The organism is Herbaspirillum lusitanum P6-12, assembly GCF_000256565.1.
GTDB lineage: Bacteria > Pseudomonadota > Gammaproteobacteria > Burkholderiales > Burkholderiaceae_D > Herbaspirillum > Herbaspirillum lusitanum.
In genome coordinates, this window is record NZ_AJHH01000540.1 from 1 (window position 1) to 17,154 (window position 17,154).

A 17,154-nucleotide genomic window follows, 5' to 3' on the forward strand; every position below is an offset into this window, starting at 1 on the left:
GCATAATTTGCGGTGATTAAAGAGACTATTCTCCGCATCTCCTTTCGAATTCGCCCAGAAGCTACCATCTGACATAACCTCCAGTGCAGGCGCAAACTAATTCTCCATTCATCCGAAGGAGAATTAAATGAAATCGCTACATAATCCAACGATTCCTTGGAACAAAGGAAAAATAGTCGGGCAAAAGTCGCCTTTGAAGCTAAGTGAAATCTGGTCAATCCGAATTAGGCTTCAACTCTTTCAAAGGAGTCGAGAGCTAGCTTTGTTCAATTTAGCCATCGACAGCAAGCTGCGCGCATGTGACCTTGTAAAAATTCGGATTCAGGATCTTTGCCATGGCGATCATGTCGCGAACAGAGCGGCTGTGCTACAGCAGAAGACGAAACGGCCAGTTCAATTCGAAATAACGGCACCGACTCGAGAGAGCATTGCTAAATGGATTGGTGTTGCGGCACTAAGAACTGGAGACTTTCTATTTCCTAGCCGGCGACACGATTCTCCCCACATATCGACCAGACAGTACGCTCGTATTGTTAAGAAGTGGATCATTGATATTGGTCTCGACCCGTCTGCTTACGGAACGCATAGCATGCGCCGTACCAAGCCAACTCTCATTTACCGGCGGACTAAGAATTTACGAGCAGTTCAGCTGCTCCTAGGGCACACAAAACTAGAAAGCACCGTTCGATATCTAGGAATAGAGGTAGACGATGCACTTGAGCTTGCAGAGCAAACAGACGTTTGAAGCGGCCTGGCGCCATCGGTTAGTATCCGATGGCCGATACCGGTCGATTGCGGGCATCCATCTGTTACATGGAAATTCGCAGGTGCGAGACCATCTTCCCCATGAGTCCCTCTGCCTAAGGGATTTTTATTATCTATTTGTCGGTGGAACGCCTGCTGATGTCTGAGCCAACAGCACCCGCTGATATCGTAGTAACTCTTGAGATATCAGTAGCATGACATTCTCTACATTCCCGTTTGGAACTGGTAAATGAGCGACATTGCTCGTCATTTTCTGAATTAGACCAAGCGCACCCGAGGCCTTGGACGCATCTAGTTGCGCGCACACTGCCATTAAAACAATGTCCATAGAGTGCATTTTTGCAAACAAATACTCTATTTCATTTTCTTTCATGTTGTACTCTATTCTTAAAAATTCAACTATTTGCGAGGGAAATATGGAATGTGTATTAGTGGATATGCAGAAATATACCGCGTTAAAGAGCATGGTCGATCAGTCGGCACAGGCATACGCTGCTGCTACTTCGCTCATTGACTTACTCAACCACGCATTTTCCGGTACCGAATCACCTTTAGGGGTTGGTGCGTTGAAAATTTCCCCCATTGCCCTGGAGTCATTTGAATTTTCAGTTACTAGCGGAGTGACACAGGGAAGAATGACCTACGATGCGGAAATAATTGATGGTGCATATGTCGGCGCTCTTACATTGTGGAAGAGAAGTTTTAATGGCGAGGGCGCTCGAATTTGCACGAAAGTATGGAAAGTGTATCTGCCAGCAAACGACTCTCCGTATTACTTTGATGGTCGGCAACGACAGGCACTAGAGATTATTGGGCCCCGAGGAAAAAAGACAATACTTACAATCGGCACCACCTTCGTCGTGCGATTGATGGAAGAGTGAGACTTCCTAAAGCGAGATATCGAGGGGACGGTCAAAGGACAGTTTGAACTATCCGAATAGATGCTTGAATTCATGCTGCCCAGAACCTTCGTCATCTCGTTGGATATTCTGGCGAACGGCTGCTGCTGGCCGATTGCGGGCTTTCATGCCAAGCATGAAATGTGCTGGGTTCTGGCATGTACCGTACTAGCTCAATAGATTTCGGTCATCAAATAGAAATGTCCGCCTAGCGGCCGAATGATAATTTCAGAAGCCTCGTCTGCCTTCGGTTGCTTGGCCGCTCGGTCAGAACGGTCATAGACTAACGCGTGGGTTTCGATCCGACTCAGGAAATGGCCTCGTGATCCGAATCCCCACATCATCTTTCCCTCTTTCTCCGCAGGGAGATGATCAACGACCCAATTGTAATAGGGACGAGCAAGCTGGAATCGTAGCCAGTCCGAATCAAAGCCAAGCGACATGACCAGAGCGATCAGAAAAAATATAGCCGGCGCAGCTAGAATAAATATTAGTCGACGCCATTGCCGCCGCAGGACTGACATCACCACTTTTATCAGGCCTGCTATCGACAGCCCCAGAAAGCAGAGGATCATGCATGGCAATAGGAAGATCGTCCAGCCGGCATAACGCTCAATTTGGTCGACGGAATAAAGAAGCAGTGCTAGGGCCATCCACGACTTCACATAGATATGCGGAACACTGCTATTGATGTTTGACTCGCTGGGATACGTCATCTTATTCTTGATGTATGCGTTGTCTTTATATCTCCCAGTCTAAGGCTATTCGACTATTAGTTGTTGACAGCGGCCTGACGAAGCGGGGTGCTTCCCTGAAGATGCCCGCCATCTGGCCGAGTCATCCGTTAGCAACAATATAGCTCGATGGAAGTCCGTTTCTCGCCGGTTGCAGACCTGTTGCAGTAAGGTGTCCGACCAATTAGATATCCGCAAGCCGACGAAGAGCTTTTCCTGATTGATCGAAATTATCTGTCTTCAGCCAAGAGCGAATCGCATTCTTCCTAGCAGGCCATTCGGTTATCAACATCGAGTGCCATCTGATATCTCGTGTTCTCCCTTTAGCCACAGCTCCGGATCGCCATACCCCTTCAAAAGTGAAACCGTATCGCTCAGCTGCGCGGCGAGAAGGAATATTTTCTTCAAAGCACCGCCACACAAGCCGTGTATATCCCAAGTGGTCAAACACATACTCCATCAATATAAATACTGCCTCAGTTGAGACGTGAGAGCGCTGCATGCTCGGAGAAAACCAAATGCTTCCAATTTCTGCCGCAGACTCATGAGGATATACGTCACATATTGATAGCCAGCCTTTTGCCCGATTGCTGCCTCGGTCGACGACAGCCCAGAACGGCTGGTGGCTGCGACCCGCCAACTCTTGGATGACTGTACGAAGGGATTCAATATCGTCGAACGGACCATAGCGGAGATATTCCCAGGAGGATTCGGCGTTCTCAGCCGCATTCCAAAGGTCATCGATATGTCGTTCCGAAAGCGGTTCAAGCCGCACATAGCTACCCTCATGAATAATCTTTTCGGGGAAAGGACGTGGCAAAAGGCGATCGCTTAGCATTCAGTCAGTAATATAAAATAATCTTAGCGGAATTCAGGGGGCGGCTTTTGGCCGACAGAAGTCGTTTAGTTCACCACTGCAGCGGATACTTCAGTGAAAGAATTTACTTAGAAAGTAATTCATGTGCTCGCAGGAGCAATTGCCTGGATGCCGCGATTTCTCCATCCTCTGCGACGAACAATGATATCCCCAAGTAGTGTTCCAAATGCAGAGTCAATATCGCTGAACCAACTTTCAAATCCCAGTAACGCTGGTCTAAACCAGTAATTTTCGCTGTCCACTTTCCATCAAACGCGATTTCAAGCCGCTTCGCAATATCGTTAAATAGAAACTCATCTGCCTCAGGAGTTATTTCCAATGTGGATAGGTCAGAAGACAAATTCAAACTCAGATTCTTCATAGGGTTACACTTAATGGCCAAAATAGATGCCCGCTTCTGGCCGATAGCGGTCCTACTGTAACGTATCAGTCAGTAGGACCTATTGCCTGTTGCAGGCTCGAAACAAGATGATTTGCATACCAGTCGGTTAAATTTTTAATCGCATCTTGCGCTGGAGCTTCTTCAGAAGCTCCGATTATTCATGTCAGGCGAACTTCGAATCGGCAAGCCTTTGTCTATTTTTAACAATTAAATAACGAGGCTCAGTGTGGCGCCTCTGCGGCCTTCTGCCTGAAGAGAAATAGGGAGAGCAGCATGAAAGCTAGCAATGCTCCAGACGCCGTATAGCGGCTCAATTCTAAACCTCCTTGGCCATGTGGCTTGTCGAGAAAATCTCCAACCGCAGCACCAAGGGGACGCGTGAGGATAAAAGCTCCCCAGAAGAGTACGGTGCGCGATAGATTGGTTAAAAAATATGCCAGCAGAATGAGAAGTAACAGTGAGCCGAAGATGAGCGCCGCCCCTGTGTAGCCCAATCCGGCGGTATCGGCTGTCCAGTCGCCGAGGGCAGTCCCGAGCGTTTGCGAGAACATGATTGTCACCCAGTAGAAAGCCTCTGCCTTAGGCGAATTGATGCTATCAACCGAGACGGACCCGAGTGTACGGTGCCAGACAAAAAGCGATGCCAGCAGTAATGCTAGCAAGACGGTCGAGCCGCCCGCATATCCAATGCCAAGGGAGCGGTCTGCAAAGTCCGCCAATGTTGTTCCCACGGTCGTAGTGGCGACAATAGTCGTCCAATAGAGTAATGGACGAAATGATTTTGCCTTGATCTGGGCGGTGACAGCGGCTAGAAAGATTGTCGCGAATATACCGGTGCCGACGAGGTAGCCCAATTGCATTGACATTGATACGGCATCACCGCCGGTCTCGCCTAATGTTGTTGCGGCGATTTTGATAATCCAGAATATCAAAGTCACCTCTGGTACTTTAGCCAGTGATTGCTTAATCGTAGTCATATGCCATCCTGATCAGAACACTAAAGAAAAGTCAAAAACCATAATTTGACCTTACAGACACCGACTTAGCTAAAACTTAGGTCTCGGTGAGGAAGTCGCAGATCAGCCTCCGCAGGACTATTTCTCCCACTCCCTGTAAATGCTCTCGATGCTTTGAGACGATGTCTTCTTTGAAGTGAACAAATAGCAGCAATGCCCATGTTGTTAGCGAATCCGCACCTATGACTGTCCTAAGTCGGCTTGAGCAAACTCTCCATCGCATCAATTATTTGTGCAGGAGAAAACATCATGAGGCAATTGCCAGCGTCCCGCGTCGCTGAACTGATCAATAAAGTACCCGAAGTCACCCTGTCGTTCTGGATTATCAAGATTCTGTCGACCACTGTTGGTGAAACCGTTGCTGATTTTCTGGCGGTTGGCGTCGGCTGGGGGCAGGGATTGACCAGTGCCGTCATGGTGGTTTTTCTTGCGCTTGTGTTGTTCAATCAGGTAAGGATGCGCGGACATGAGCCCTGGAGCTACTGGCTGACGGTCGTTCTGGTCAGTGTAGTCGGCACGCAGATTACCGACCTGTTGACGGACGGTGTCGGCGTCAGTCTGTATTGGAGTACGACTGTATTTGCGGTGGTGCTCGCTGCAATTTTTACCGTCTGGTACATGATCGAACGGACCTTATCCATCCATGACGTCGTTACCCGCAGCCGCGAATCCTTTTATTGGCTGGCGATTCTCTGCACATTTGCGCTGGGTACTGCTGCCGGCGATCTCGCGACCGAGGCGCTTGAACTGGGCTTCAGCTGGGGCGCGATTATCTTCGGCACCCTGATTGCTCTAACCTATCTGAGCTGGCGCATGGGCGGCAATGCCGTTCTCACTTTCTGGATTGCCTATATTCTGACGCGCCCGTTCGGCGCCGCCCTCGGCGATCTGCTAACGCAATCCAAGACCTATGGCGGGTTCGGCATGGGCGCCATGTGGACCAGCATTCTGTTCCTCTCGGTGATTGTTTTGTTTGTTGTCATCGCACAGCGCGGGAAGGCTGGCCATCAAGCTGTGCCCACCGCCGAATGACATTTTTTAACTAAAAAAGGACATTCTTATGCGTCATTCCACATTCCTAGCGCCGTTCGGACGCATTAGTGTCGCCGCTTCCATCATCGCCCTGCTAGCGTTCACGGCCGGTTGTTCAAAATCGGGAGATCAGAATGCTGCCGGCGGGACAGCGACTCCCAGCGTGATGGCACCCGCGCAGCAAACGGCACAGGCACCGAAGCTTGGTGACGTGAGCGCTTTCCGTGCCATCGCTGTCGATGTATCCGCCAGCGTAGACAAGGGCGATCTGCCAGCAGCAAAGACACGGATCAAAGATCTGGAAACCCAATGGGATTCTGCCGAGGCCGGCTTGAAACCACGCGCAGCCGAAGACTGGCACAAGCTCGACAAAGCCATTGATCGAGCCCTGGAAGCATTGCGCAGCGGCGTACCTAATCAGGCCGAGTGCAAGACTGTGATGGCTGATCTGCTGAAGGCGTTTGATCGCCTTGGCAGCAACGGCAAGTAGGTGTGATTTTGCGTTACCGCCCGAGGCCCCGATATTCGCATGCTGGCTACAAAGTGCAGGCAGAGACCGTTAAAGTAACCTGAGGAAGCCATGAATTTGCTTGCCAAGGCACCGGTATATGGCGTCATGATCGCGGCACTGTGCTTGGTGCTAGCAAGCGTAGTGACGTTGGTGCGTCTGTTGTATGCCAAGCGGAGATGGAAGAAATTGGGCGAGGAATACAACCGCCGCAAAAGGCATCTATCTGTGATCTCAGGAAAATCAGACGCAAAATAGTGGTGCCGGTGCGTTGTCACACATGCCGTCATGGTGAACGGCGTTATTGTGGAAATGTAACGCGTACGCGCAAACCACCTTTCGTGCCGTCTTCATTTCTTATATTCGTGACAGTTGCTTTCGCAGCACTCCGGTCCAATATTGCTTTGACAATCGCCAGTCCCAGTCCAGAACCGGATTCTCCGCTTCCCAGTACGCGATAGAACGGATCGAAAATGCGTCCGACGTCGTCATCAGAGATTCCCGGGCCGCTGTCTTCGATATCGATGATCAGACGACGATCGCTTTTGTGGGCGCTCAAGATCAGGCGTCCGTATTCCGGCGTGTAACGAATCGCGTTGTCTACCAGATTCTTGATGACAACGATGCAGTCGAAATGATGTCCATGAAAATAGACGTCGTCGGCGGAGCTGACTTCCACTTCCAGTTTCTTAGCTTCCGCCATCGGCATCAGATCTTCCAGCACCTCCCTGAACATATCCTGCATTTTTACGGTAGAGACAACTTGCCGCGATGTTGCTTGCGCGCGTGCCATGAGGAGCAACTGCTCCAGCAACGTACGCATGCGCTGCATGCCGCCGCGCAACGTCGCCAGACGCTCTGAAGCGGCCGGCGGCAGTTCGATCTTGGCAAGATTTTCGGCCTGCAGCGAGAGTGCCGTCAGCGGGGAGCGCAACTCATGCGCGGCATCGGCGACAAAACGCTTTTGCATTTCCATCGATTTCTCCACTCGTAATAACAAGGCATTGATCGATGCGGTAAATGGTTTGATTTCTGCCGGTACCTTTTCGTCGTCCATAGCGCTGAGATCGGCTTCGCTACGACGATCAAGTTCGCTAGAAAGTCTTGCGACCGGTTTGAGCATCTGGCGAATCAATACATTGACGACGATCAGCAGCACGGGCATGAGAATGAGGAAAGGCAACACCGTACGCAACCCGCTGCCGTGGGCAATTTCATCTCGTACCTCGGTACGCTGGCCGATGACCAGACGGTCACCAGTAGACAGATCGCGGATGAAAAGCCGCCAGGCGTGGTGGCTGGACTGGAACGTCTGAATTCCTTCCGGCAGATTTGGTGGCAGGCTCAGTTTTTCATTGTGGCGCACTGAAATTTCCGAGCCATGTTTTCCCATGACTTGCACAATCACCTGAGATTCCGGGTCGGCGGTCTCCTCGGTGATTTCAGTAATGACGAATCCCGGCGCAGGTCTTTGCTGCTCCATCAGGCCTGCGATCTGGCGAAGCTGATCGTCCTGGAATTCATAAGCTTCGGCGAAGGCTCCCTGGAAAGAAAAGTAGCCACCTCCCAGTGCCGCAACGACAATGACCAGCGATACCCAGAATAAAAGCTGGGCCTGCAAGGACTGCGTTATTTTTCTTTTGAAACCATCCATCCCAAACCTCTGACATTCTTGATAATCTGGTTACCCAATTTTTTACGAATGGAGTGAATCAGATATTCAACGGCATTGCTTTCTACTTCTTCGTTCCAGCCATAAATCCTATCCTCTAGATCTTGTCGCGAAAGGATCGCGCCCGGCCGCAACAGCAACGATTGCATGAGGCTGAATTCGCGCGAGGACAAGCGCAAGGTATTTCCTTCGAAGGTGATCTCTCGTGTAGCAGGAATCAGGTGGATGGCGCCATTGGTCAATATCGGATTGCCGCTCCCACCGTTACGGCGAAGCACGGCGCGCATTGCGCGCCAGCAATTCGCCCATTTCAAACGGCTTGATGACATAGTCGTCAGCTCCCGCGTCCAGGCCTCGGATCCGATCTTCCAGCGCATCGCGAGCGGTGATAATGACGACCGGCGTGGGGACTTCGCTGTCGCGGATGTTCCGCAATACTTCGAAGCCATCAAGATGTGGCAAGCCAAGGTCGAGCAGCACCAGACCGTATTGTTGTGCTCTGACCGAGACTTCGGCAGCGCGGCCGTCGGACACGCAATCGACGGCGTAGGACGCATCTTTCAGCGCCAGCTCGATTGCTTGAGCAATCATGCGGTCATCTTCAACCAAAAGCACTCTCACAATCCGTCTGGCTCCTTGCTTCAAATAGTTATGACTTTGTCGGCGAGACTTGTCGCTCGCAGGTAATGTTTCCCAAGATGAAGCAAGTTCACGACAGAAGTGTACTCCTGCCTTCCTGAGGCTAAAGTAGACGAAAAGACTTAGTGGAGACTGAGGTTGTCTTCTTGGAATGGCAGATCAATGTCCGCAGAGAAATATTGTCGCGAAAAAACCTAATTTTTAACTAATTCTAAGCGTCTAAGCTTCGCAAAGTTTTCTGGACAATCTCCCTGTCGGCGACCATCGTCACGGCAACGCAGCCCGTCGGATACCATCTGGTACGGGAGCACCCGACAATCTAGTGAGATATTTACTCCCAGCTTTTTAATATTCACTTATCACTCTTCAGGTCATGATGTCTTATACAGGAATTCCTAGAGCGGGTTCAACTGAAGTCCTTCAGGTCGAGGGGCTGTATTCGGCGCTCGCGGGTCCATACTCTTTCGGGCTGAACGGCGGTGAATGTTTAGTTGTCAGCGGTCCTTCGGGAGCCGGCAAGAGTGAACTGCTGAGGATGATCGCGGATCTCGATGAAAACACCGGCGAGATCAGTCTGCACGGCATCCGACGCCAGGAGATGGCTGCACCTGAATGGCGCCGCCGGGTGGTGTACCAATCCGCCGAGCCGGCCTGGTGGGAACCCACTGTCGGTGAGCATTTTGAGCCAAGCGGTCTTGAAGAGGCCTGTATCCTGCTAGCACAGCTTAATCTTCCGTACGGCATACTAAATGCGGAAATTTCGCGCTTGTCTACCGGTGAGCGCCAGCGCCTGGCGCTGATTCGTTCTTTGCTGATCCGGCCGAAGGTTTTGTTGCTGGACGAACCGACCGGCGCGTTGGACCAGGTCAATACAGCAGCCGTCGAAGCAGTCTTGCGCGACAGCTTGCATGCCGGTCTGGCGCTCGTTCTCGTGACGCACTCGGCTGAGCAGGCAGAACGGCTCGGCAATCACCGCCTGGAGATCACGCGAAGGAAGGCATCATGATGCTGCAGCCCATTTCTGCGTCCGATCTCGCGATCGCCTCCGTACTGGTGATGATCAACGCCGTCATTTCGATCGGGCTCGGCCTGCAGCTGCATAAGCCGGTGTTGTGGGCGGCGGTGCGCATGGTAGTGCAATTGCTGTTGGTCGGCTTGCTGTTACGCCACGTGCTGGAACTCAGATCACCGCTGGCGACGTCGCTGGTCATCCTGGCCATGATCTTGGCGGCGGCGCGAGAAGTGGCCGTCCGCCCAAAATGGCGTCTCAAAGGTTGGAAAAGCTATGGCATCAGCACTGCAATGGTCAGTGCAACGTCGATTGCTACAGTACTGTTGGCGCTGCTGACGGCGATTCGGCCGTCGCCTTGGTATGACGCCCACTATGCGGTGCCTCTGATGGGCATTGTGCTGGGTAGCGTGCTGAATTCCGCGAGCCTGGGACTGGACATCTTCTTTAGCGGCGTGACGTCGTCGCGCAATGTGGTCGAGGGACGTCTTGCACTGGGGGCAACGCGCTATGAAGCGCTCGCCCCCCATATGCGCAACGCCATCCGCAGCGGCTTGATTCCTGTGATCAATCAGATGTCCGCGGCGGGCATCATCACTTTACCTGGCATCATGTCCGGTCAGATTCTGGCTGGTGTCGACGCCGTCAACGCAGCTAAATACCAGATTCTTCTCATGTTCATTCTCGCCGGCGCCAGTGGCTTGGCGGCGACCGGCAGCATTTACCTGGCGGCCAACGCGATTACCGATGAGCGGCATCGTCTTCGCTGTGATCGGCTGGAAAATAAAAAAAACGGCGCATGATCGGCATTATCCAATAATCATGGATACGCGCCGGTGCGCCGCAACCTCAGTACTATTCCGCCCACCTTTGGCGACGGGGCGGCCATCGCTATCTGTTAAAAGCGCGTGCGCATGCCAACTGCCAGCTCCGTCTGGTTCTTGAAGCCGTTGGCGGAACCAACGCGGTAGTTATCCGTGAGTTTCATGTAGTCGGCTGCCACATACAATTCCGTCCGTTTGGACAGATGATAGAAGGCCGAGGCGTACAGCGTTGCTTTTTTGCCGGAGCCGGTAACGGTGGAGTTAGTGGCGTCCGAGAAGGCATTCAGCGTGCTGCTGCCATCGGAACTGATCGCAGCGTTTTTGGCTTTCATGACTTGATAGCCGAGCTCATAATCCATTACACCCTGGGGAGTGAGCTTTGCCGACACTGTCCATGCATTGTCAGTACGTGTGCCCAGTGCACCTTGTTCCGCAGTGTAATGGAAGTAACCGGCGTTCAGGCGGACGAGATCCATGATGTAGCTGCCGCCCAGCGAATAGGCCTTGTGTTTTTCAGTGCTGGAATTGAGCTTGTTATTGGTGTTGGCTTCGTTGTAAAAACCTGAAATGACGTAATTGCTGCCGTTGTAGCCCAATGCAAACGCTTTGGTGGTGCCGCTGTTCATGGCGCCTGCCACTTCGCCAAATTGATATCCTGCACCTACCACGATGCCGTTGTTGAAGACCTTTTTCCACACCACGCCGTTGTCATAGCGTGTGCCAGTCGCACTACCCGAGTAGAAAATCAGTTGCTTGAAATTGTTGTTGTTGGTGAAGCCACCTTCTTCGTAGCCCAATTTGCTTGAGCCGTACGCATCGCCGTAAATCTGGGAGAAATCGCGTACCAGGGTATTCTGACGGCCGATCGTGACTTTGCCGAAGGTTTCATTGTTCTGCAGACCGACCCACGAATCGCGGTTGAACAAGACGCCGGGTGTATCCATCGCGCCCGTGGCTACCAGATACTCCGCTTCCAGTTTGAAGATCGCTCCGGTGCCGCCACCGAGATCTTCCTTGCCCTGAAATCCGAGGCGGTTGCCGCTGAACCAGGCCGTTGATATGCCTGTGAGGCGTGCGCCGTTGGCATTGGCATTGTTGGTTGTACTGATGGTTGCGTCGATCAGTCCATATACAGTGACGCTGGATTGTGCGCTGGCGTTACCATAGGAGGCGACGGCGCCGAGCATGGCGATGCTCAAGAGTGATTTTTTCATTCGATAGTCTCCGGTCTGTTTTTAATGTGCCGGACAGTGCTTTGTCTGGCCGGCTGACTATAGAATTCGCCAACTTACGATTTGCTTTCATTTCATATGGAACGTTTGCTTTGTACAACAAGATGGAATTTCATCTATCGAAAGGAAACAGAAAGCTTCGTTGTGATAGCACTGATTTCTGGCCATCGTGCATGCTATTCCTGCTGTACCGGAAAGCGAACCCATACGATCAATCCACTATGGTTAATCGGTGAGCCAAGGGTGATGACCGCGCCGATAGCCGCTACGATCTCTCGGACAATGGCTAGTCCGAGGCCGGTCCCATGATGCTTGCCGGCATCGATGCGATAAAAGCGTTCGAAGACGCGTTCGCGTTCTGATTCAGGGATGCCGGGGCCATTGTCTTCCACCTTCAGAAGTACCGCGCCGTCATGACGTTCCACGGAAACCGTGACGACGCCACCGACCAGCGTGTAGCGCAAGGCATTGTCCACCAGATTGCTGACGAGTTCGTCGAGCAGGCCGGCCGTGTCAGTCAAGCAGATCTGCTCTTCCTTGCATTCGAAGCCCAGGTCAATGCCACGATCCTGAGCGACGATGGCAAGTTCTTCAAAGACCTGCTGGACCACTCTCACCAGATCGACCTTCTGCGCGTGCTGCAGCCGTCTGGTGCTGATGGCACCTGCATTGGAGAGTGTCAGGAGTTGATTGACCAGCCTGATTCCATGCTGTACGCCGCCGTTGATGGCACGTAGCGCCGCATTCTTTCCGTCGATGGTCTCGCTGCGCAAACCGTAGTCGACCTGCGTATTGAGTGCCGCCAGCGGGGTGCGCAACTGATGTGAGGCGTTAGCGATGAAACGGTCATGCGCAGTCATGTGCTCGTCGAGGCGGCCCACATAGTGATTGATCGCATCCACCAGCGGAACAAGTTCGTTGGGAACGGGAGTTGCGTCCAGCGGTTCGAGCGAACTGGGCTGGCGATTCTGGACATGATCGCGCAGACGCATGGTCGGCGCCAGGCCGCGGCGCATGCCAATCCATGCGAGGCCGGCGACCAGAAGCATGATCAGCAATTGCTGTTGAATCGTATGTTCCCAGACCCCGTCGGACAGTATTTTATGCGCATGCAGAGTCTGGGCAACTTCGACGATGACGGTTGTTTCCGAGGGGGCGGCAATGACAGATTTTGTGTACGCGACGATTCTCACCGGCTGCTGGCGAAACTGTGCGCTGAAATGCACTGCAGCGTCCATGCGTGCAGGCGCACGCGGAAGCGGGAAATCCTCGGAGCCGGCCAGCAGTGTCCCGTTGGAGGAGGTGACGCGATAGTAGACGTGATCCTGCGCCGCCGATTCAAAAAGCTCGAGCGCCGACGGCGGCACACTGACTTCAAAAATATCGTCGTCGTAGCGGATCTGTTCCGCAATGATCCGCGCCGCGCCGAGCAACATCCGATCCTGGACCACGGTAGCCATCTCGATGGCATTCTTGTAGGCAACCCAACTGTTGAACGCCACAAATACCGCCAATGGAACCAGCAACCACACAAGCAGTTGCCCTCGCAAGCTATTGAATTGCATGGTGGTGCTTTAGCAGATAGCCAAGTCCTCGCAGCGTAATAATGGAGGCATCGCAGTCACTCAGTTTTTTTCGCAACCTGTGGATGTAGACCTCGATGGCATCGAAAGACGATTCGTCCTCCATGGAAAAGAGACTCTCCGCGAGCATTTTTTTGCTGACGGTCTTGCCAGCCTTGAGCATGAGTATTTCCAGTATCGCGTGCTCGCGCCCGGTGACGGACAAAGGCAACTCCGCCACGGTGAAGATGCGCGTATTGCTGTCGTAGATCAGCGATCCGCATTGCCATACCGGATTGGGGCGCTGCCCTGATCGTCGCAGCAACGCACGAATCCGCGCTTCCAGTTCGCTGACCTCGAAGGGCTTTCCCATATAGTCGTCCGCCCCCAGGTCCAGGCTCAATACTCTGCCCTGAACGGAATTGGCCGCGGTCAGCATGAGTACCGGTACCGCGTTATTGCGGGCGCGCAAGCGTTTGACCACTTCGTTGCCATTGAGCTTTGGCAGCGCTATGTCGAGAATAATGAGATCGTATTGCTGCGTGAGCAGCAAATGATCGGCATCAGCGCCATCATGGACGCAGTCGACCGAATAGTTGTTGCGTTGCAATGTGAGCATCAGCCAATCTGCAAGAGGCTTATGATCCTCGACCAGAAGAAGGCGCATTCTTGTCTCCTCGTTATTATTAAAATAGGCTCATTGCCATGATCAGCGTGGCGATGAGCATGCAAACTTCGATGTCTTATGCATCAGATTGCGTTTGCAGAGAACTGCCTTTTGAAACTCGTTACAAAACCGTGTTCCGCGTCGAGATAGGAAGCTCAATTTGAGAAGGTGAATGTTTAAACGGGCGTCAACATATAAAGTGGATATGAACCGGCCCGGTATTGCATGAGCGGACCGGTTCATTTTCCAAGCTTAAGCTGGTACGGCGCTTTGCTTGGTATGACTATGTTGTTGCTTGGCCAAGACTTTCATTGCCTGACGGTCTCCCCCCTGCGCCTCTTTAGTTGTTTGCGCAGCAGTCTCAGTCGCTTCCGCCAGCGCAACGCGGGCTGCATTGCTTATTGTCACCGTGTCGGTTTTCACCGGGTTGCCGGTTGACGGTGGTGTAGATGAAGTAGTGTCGTTCACAGAGGTCGCCTTAGGTGTACTCGCGGCTGTGTAATCGGTTTGCTTTGTGGCATATGCCGCTGTATTTGTACTCACGTTCATGTTGATTCTCCAGAAAGATATTGGTTGATCATCTTGTTCCCCTGCGTTCGTGCATGAGGCTGACCGCCTTCGGCAAATGCGTTAGCCGGAGCTCGCCTCGACGATAGGCTAGCGGGCTTCACTTAGCAGTCACTTAGGCCTTTCCCTTTGTTGTCATGCGACGACAGAGGTCTGGGCATGGCAATATCAGCCGGAAGATGCCAGCGGACAACGGTTGTCAGCCTGCGACGGATAGCGTTTTCGGCCGCGACGCCGTTACGCGTACACGCCCGAGCGCCCATACGATGCCGATCCAGTAGGCGGCATAGACTGCGACGCTCATTAACGCCGGTTGGCCGCGATAGCCGATCATTGACGACAACAAGCTGCCTGGTTTTGACGATTCATCCAATAGCCATGTGGTGTTCCATACGGGCGCGGTGAGAAAGGAGGCGATGTTTGCGCCGGCCAGGGCGTCGCTGCTTCAATCAGTGTATCGATGAGCCTTTCAATGCCGTTGAGAAATAAGCCGACGTCCAGGAACAGCAAGATGATCTCGGTGACCTGGAAGAACCTTTGCCAGGAAAAGAATTTTCCGCCCATCTGCAGAAGGTAAAAGGTCAGGAGCCGAGCGCCAGTCCCAGTGCGGCTGCAATGTTCATCTCTAGTGTTCCGTCGGCGTGCATTCCCATGCCGATCCCGTAGAGAAAGACCACCATCTCGCTGCCTTCGCGGGCGATGGCAGGCGCCGTCAGGAAGAACACCCCCCCACCAGGTGCGCGTCGACACGTTGGTTTCCAGGGGGCTGAGGAGCGAGGCTCGCAATGTCCGGCCATGCTTTCTCATCCAGAACACCATGTGGACGATCAGCGCAGCAGCGGAAAGCACGAGCGTAATTTGAAAATAGGTTTGCGTGTCTCCGGCAATGAGTTCGCCGAAACCCATCAGCGCGGCGCCGACGGCAATCGCCAGCAGCAGCCCGAAGCCCACGCCACCGATCAGATAAGGCAAGCCGCGCCGCGCGACATCTCCGCTGTGCCTGATCCAGCCGTACAAGATTCCGACGATCAGAAGCGCTTCCACGTTTTCTCGCCAGACGGTAAAACAGAACCTGCCCCATATTTCTCCCCGGCTAATGATGCGCAAAAACACGCGCGTTATGATATCTGGGCAGACTTAGCCGATCCTTAGGGCGGCGGTAAAGATGCTTTATGGCAAACAACAGGAAGTCCGGGATTCTTGCAACGGACGAGAAGGACTGGCGGTTACCTGATAAACCTAATAAAGAACTAAGTCGCGCTGCCTATGCTTGCACGTCTCATCAAAGACGGAGAAACGACGACATGCAAGTCAAACGAACTACGCTCAGCCTGCAGAGCATATTTGCGGTGCTGGCCGCCTCGCTCTGGCTTTTTGGCGTGCTCGCGGAAGACGTTGTAGAACAAGATCCGTTTTCCTTTGATCCGGCATTGCTGCTATACCTCCACCATCAGGCGACACCGGCATTGGACCGCATCATGGTCTTCATCACTAATGCCGGATCTGCTGCGGTACTGATACCGATCGAGATCGCGCTGGCGACTTTCTTTCTTTTCAGAAAAAGATGGTGGGAACTAAAGTTTTTTTGTGTTCTTATCGGCGGCACCGGCGCTCTCAATTTTGTGGCGAAACAGTTGTTCGCTCGCAGCCGGCCGGATCTCTGGGTATCGATCGTTGCCGAACATACCTACAGTTTTCCCAGTGGGCATGCGATGCATTCCGTCGCGCTTGCATGCGCTCTCGGTATTTTCTTGCGCCGTACTGAAATGCGCTATCCGGCGATGATGCTCGGCATTCTCTTTGTGCTGCTGATCGGTGTCTCCAGGCTCTATCTGGGTGTGCACTATCCGTCCGATGTGCTCGCGGGATGGAGTGCGGCGATCGCTTGGAGCACCGCGGTATTTCTCCTTTTTCCGCCACAGCATGTTAAAAATTAACCATTTTTAATAAAGTGCCAACTGGGAGTTAACGCATCACCTAGTTTGACTGCTTCTCCACGCCAAAACTTCTTGCTAACTCGCTTGCATTCAACAGGCATAAGATCTTCCAAGTCAGAATTGAGCAGGCTAGTGACTAATACATCTAGTTCTCTTGGAGTTTGGCAAATAGGTGTTACAGGTGGGTGAAGTTCTTCAATCCAAACCTGGCGGGATACTGCGTCATAGGCCGTAGCCAGAAATGACTGCAATGACTCGAACACCACTCGGCTGTCGCCGTCATGGTCCAAGAAAAATATGGATCCAGCCAGCGCTCCCTTGGTGATCAGTAAGTGATGATTACTAGTTTCGGCATCGTCAAGCACGAGGGATTCCGCTGTCTCTACAAAAGGATGACCGCGCAGAGCTCGGGAAAATTTGAGGGCCTCATGTTGACTAAGAAGATTAAGGCCTAGTCCCTGATGGCCGGATAGATGGCCGTCACTTATTTTCTTAAAGTACGAGGCAATGTCTGCCCCAAGTGGTGTGGCCTCATCCAGCATAGTTTTTCCTTCCATATTTGAATCACCTCTACAGCTCGGCCGCTTCTGGCCGGACGCGGATAACAATGTTGTCGGCCATTTTCATCAACAAGTCTGCAATGCCACGGCGACGATATGCTGGCACTACGTACACGTTGAGTACATAGCCGCGCTTAGCTTGATATGGATGAGTCGGCCATTTTCATCAACAAGTCTGCAATGCCACGGCGACGATATGCTGGCACTACGTACACGTTGAGTACATAGCCGCGCTTAGCTTGATATGGATGAGATGGGTGAGGCGGCCAATC

The 17,154-nt window shown here is 52.6% G+C and carries 21 protein-coding genes and 2 pseudogenes; 8 read left to right on the forward strand and 15 right to left on the reverse strand.

All coding sequences use genetic code 11. From position 1 onward, the window contains the following. Positions 1-127: 127 nt before the first annotated feature. Complete coding sequence (locus HLUSI_RS31805; protein WP_083830982.1) at positions 128-745, forward strand: tyrosine-type recombinase/integrase; 618 nt, start codon at positions 128-130, stop codon at positions 743-745. A gap of 129 nt (positions 746-874) precedes the next feature. Here the strand turns inward: HLUSI_RS31805 and HLUSI_RS32830 are convergent, their stop codons facing one another. Continuing rightward, positions 875-1,138 (reverse strand): hypothetical protein, encoded by a 264-nt coding sequence (locus HLUSI_RS32830; protein ID WP_157137901.1) that lies wholly within the window; start codon positions 1,136-1,138, stop codon positions 875-877. A gap of 43 nt (positions 1,139-1,181) precedes the next feature. Between HLUSI_RS32830 and HLUSI_RS0117790 the strand changes: the two genes are divergently transcribed. Then, on the forward strand, positions 1,182-1,646 hold the full coding sequence (locus tag HLUSI_RS0117790) for a hypothetical protein (RefSeq protein ID WP_238534034.1): 465 nt from the start codon (positions 1,182-1,184) through the stop codon (positions 1,644-1,646). 191 nt (positions 1,647-1,837) lie between these two features. Here HLUSI_RS0117790 and HLUSI_RS0117795 read toward each other — a convergent pair whose 3' ends face one another. The 4 genes from HLUSI_RS0117795 to HLUSI_RS0117810 all read right to left on the reverse strand — a co-directional run bounded on the left by HLUSI_RS0117795 (position 1,838) and on the right by HLUSI_RS0117810 (position 4,634). Beyond that, a complete protein-coding gene (locus HLUSI_RS0117795; RefSeq protein ID WP_016835239.1) occupies positions 1,838-2,380 on the reverse strand; it encodes a hypothetical protein in 543 nt (180 codons plus the stop codon). 202 nt (positions 2,381-2,582) lie between these two features. After that, positions 2,583-3,236 carry a GNAT family N-acetyltransferase gene (locus HLUSI_RS31810; protein ID WP_083830983.1) on the reverse strand — a complete coding sequence of 218 codons (654 nt, stop codon included), beginning with the start codon at positions 3,234-3,236 and terminating at the stop codon, positions 2,583-2,585. A 103-nt stretch (positions 3,237-3,339) separates the two neighbouring features. Further along, positions 3,340-3,636: a hypothetical protein gene (locus tag HLUSI_RS29375; protein ID WP_050977738.1), complete on the reverse strand. Its 297-nt coding sequence runs from the start codon at positions 3,634-3,636 to the stop codon at positions 3,340-3,342. A 242-nt stretch (positions 3,637-3,878) separates the two neighbouring features. Then, complete coding sequence (locus tag HLUSI_RS0117810; RefSeq protein WP_016835242.1) at positions 3,879-4,634, reverse strand: COG4705 family protein; 756 nt, start codon at positions 4,632-4,634, stop codon at positions 3,879-3,881. A gap of 288 nt (positions 4,635-4,922) precedes the next feature. On the opposite strand from HLUSI_RS0117810, the gene HLUSI_RS0117815 reads away from it, so the two are divergent. From HLUSI_RS0117815 to HLUSI_RS32835, 3 genes are all read left to right on the forward strand, one after another. Continuing rightward, a complete protein-coding gene (locus HLUSI_RS0117815) occupies positions 4,923-5,705 on the forward strand; it encodes a COG4705 family protein (RefSeq protein WP_016835243.1) in 783 nt (260 codons plus the stop codon). Positions 5,706-5,733: 28 nt separating this feature from the next. Continuing rightward, positions 5,734-6,195, forward strand: coding sequence for a hypothetical protein (locus HLUSI_RS0117820; RefSeq protein ID WP_085944050.1), 462 nt, complete (start codon positions 5,734-5,736; stop codon positions 6,193-6,195). 90 nt (positions 6,196-6,285) lie between these two features. Further along, positions 6,286-6,471 carry a hypothetical protein gene (locus HLUSI_RS32835; protein WP_157137903.1) on the forward strand — a complete coding sequence of 62 codons (186 nt, stop codon included), beginning with the start codon at positions 6,286-6,288 and terminating at the stop codon, positions 6,469-6,471. A gap of 43 nt (positions 6,472-6,514) precedes the next feature. On the opposite strand, the gene HLUSI_RS0117825 is transcribed toward HLUSI_RS32835, so the two are convergent. Then, a complete protein-coding gene (locus HLUSI_RS0117825; RefSeq protein WP_040503633.1) occupies positions 6,515-7,867 on the reverse strand; it encodes an ATP-binding protein in 1,353 nt (450 codons plus the stop codon). Beyond that, positions 7,843-8,506, reverse strand: a pseudogene (locus tag HLUSI_RS29380) (response regulator). Before HLUSI_RS29380 ends, HLUSI_RS0117825 begins: the two are co-directional and overlap by 25 nt. 391 nt (positions 8,507-8,897) lie before the next feature. Here HLUSI_RS29380 and HLUSI_RS0117835 point away from each other — a divergent pair. After that, complete coding sequence (locus HLUSI_RS0117835; protein ID WP_016835246.1) at positions 8,898-9,530, forward strand: ABC transporter ATP-binding protein; 633 nt, start codon at positions 8,898-8,900, stop codon at positions 9,528-9,530. Next, positions 9,527-10,336 carry an ABC transporter permease gene (locus HLUSI_RS0117840; RefSeq protein WP_016835247.1) on the forward strand — a complete coding sequence of 270 codons (810 nt, stop codon included), beginning with the start codon at positions 9,527-9,529 and terminating at the stop codon, positions 10,334-10,336. Before HLUSI_RS0117835 ends, HLUSI_RS0117840 begins: the two co-directional genes overlap by 4 nt. Before the next feature lie 95 nt (positions 10,337-10,431). Here the strand turns inward: HLUSI_RS0117840 and HLUSI_RS0117845 are convergent, their stop codons facing one another. The 5 genes and pseudogenes from HLUSI_RS0117845 to HLUSI_RS29385 all read right to left on the reverse strand — a co-directional run bounded on the left by HLUSI_RS0117845 (position 10,432) and on the right by HLUSI_RS29385 (position 15,468). After that, entirely contained in the window at positions 10,432-11,571 is a 1,140-nt protein-coding gene (locus HLUSI_RS0117845) for a porin (protein ID WP_016835248.1), read from the reverse strand. A 194-nt stretch (positions 11,572-11,765) separates the two neighbouring features. Further along, positions 11,766-13,154 (reverse strand): sensor histidine kinase, encoded by a 1,389-nt coding sequence (locus tag HLUSI_RS0117850; protein ID WP_040503634.1) that lies wholly within the window; start codon positions 13,152-13,154, stop codon positions 11,766-11,768. After that, positions 13,141-13,818, reverse strand: coding sequence for a response regulator (locus tag HLUSI_RS0117855; RefSeq protein WP_016835250.1), 678 nt, complete (start codon positions 13,816-13,818; stop codon positions 13,141-13,143). Before HLUSI_RS0117855 ends, HLUSI_RS0117850 begins: the two co-directional genes overlap by 14 nt. Before the next feature lie 252 nt (positions 13,819-14,070). After that, positions 14,071-14,367 (reverse strand): hypothetical protein, encoded by a 297-nt coding sequence (locus tag HLUSI_RS32840; protein WP_157137904.1) that lies wholly within the window; start codon positions 14,365-14,367, stop codon positions 14,071-14,073. A 217-nt stretch (positions 14,368-14,584) separates the two neighbouring features. Beyond that, positions 14,585-15,468, reverse strand: a pseudogene (locus HLUSI_RS29385) (FTR1 family iron permease). 221 nt (positions 15,469-15,689) lie between these two features. On the opposite strand from HLUSI_RS29385, the gene HLUSI_RS0117865 reads away from it, so the two are divergent. Next, entirely contained in the window at positions 15,690-16,322 is a 633-nt protein-coding gene (locus tag HLUSI_RS0117865) for a phosphatase PAP2 family protein (RefSeq protein WP_016835251.1), read from the forward strand. Here HLUSI_RS0117865 and HLUSI_RS32845 read toward each other — a convergent pair. From HLUSI_RS32845 to HLUSI_RS31815, 3 genes are all read right to left on the reverse strand, one after another. Next, positions 16,319-16,864: a hypothetical protein gene (locus tag HLUSI_RS32845; protein ID WP_157137905.1), complete on the reverse strand. Its 546-nt coding sequence runs from the start codon at positions 16,862-16,864 to the stop codon at positions 16,319-16,321. The two genes, HLUSI_RS0117865 and HLUSI_RS32845, sit on opposite strands and share 4 nt — an antisense overlap. 28 nt (positions 16,865-16,892) lie before the next feature. After that, positions 16,893-16,997 carry a GNAT family N-acetyltransferase gene (locus HLUSI_RS34985; protein ID WP_414087083.1) on the reverse strand — a complete coding sequence of 35 codons (105 nt, stop codon included), beginning with the start codon at positions 16,995-16,997 and terminating at the stop codon, positions 16,893-16,895. A gap of 19 nt (positions 16,998-17,016) precedes the next feature. Further along, positions 17,017-17,154 (reverse strand): GNAT family N-acetyltransferase (locus HLUSI_RS31815; RefSeq protein ID WP_414087086.1); only part of this gene is annotated, 138 nt, incomplete at its 5' end.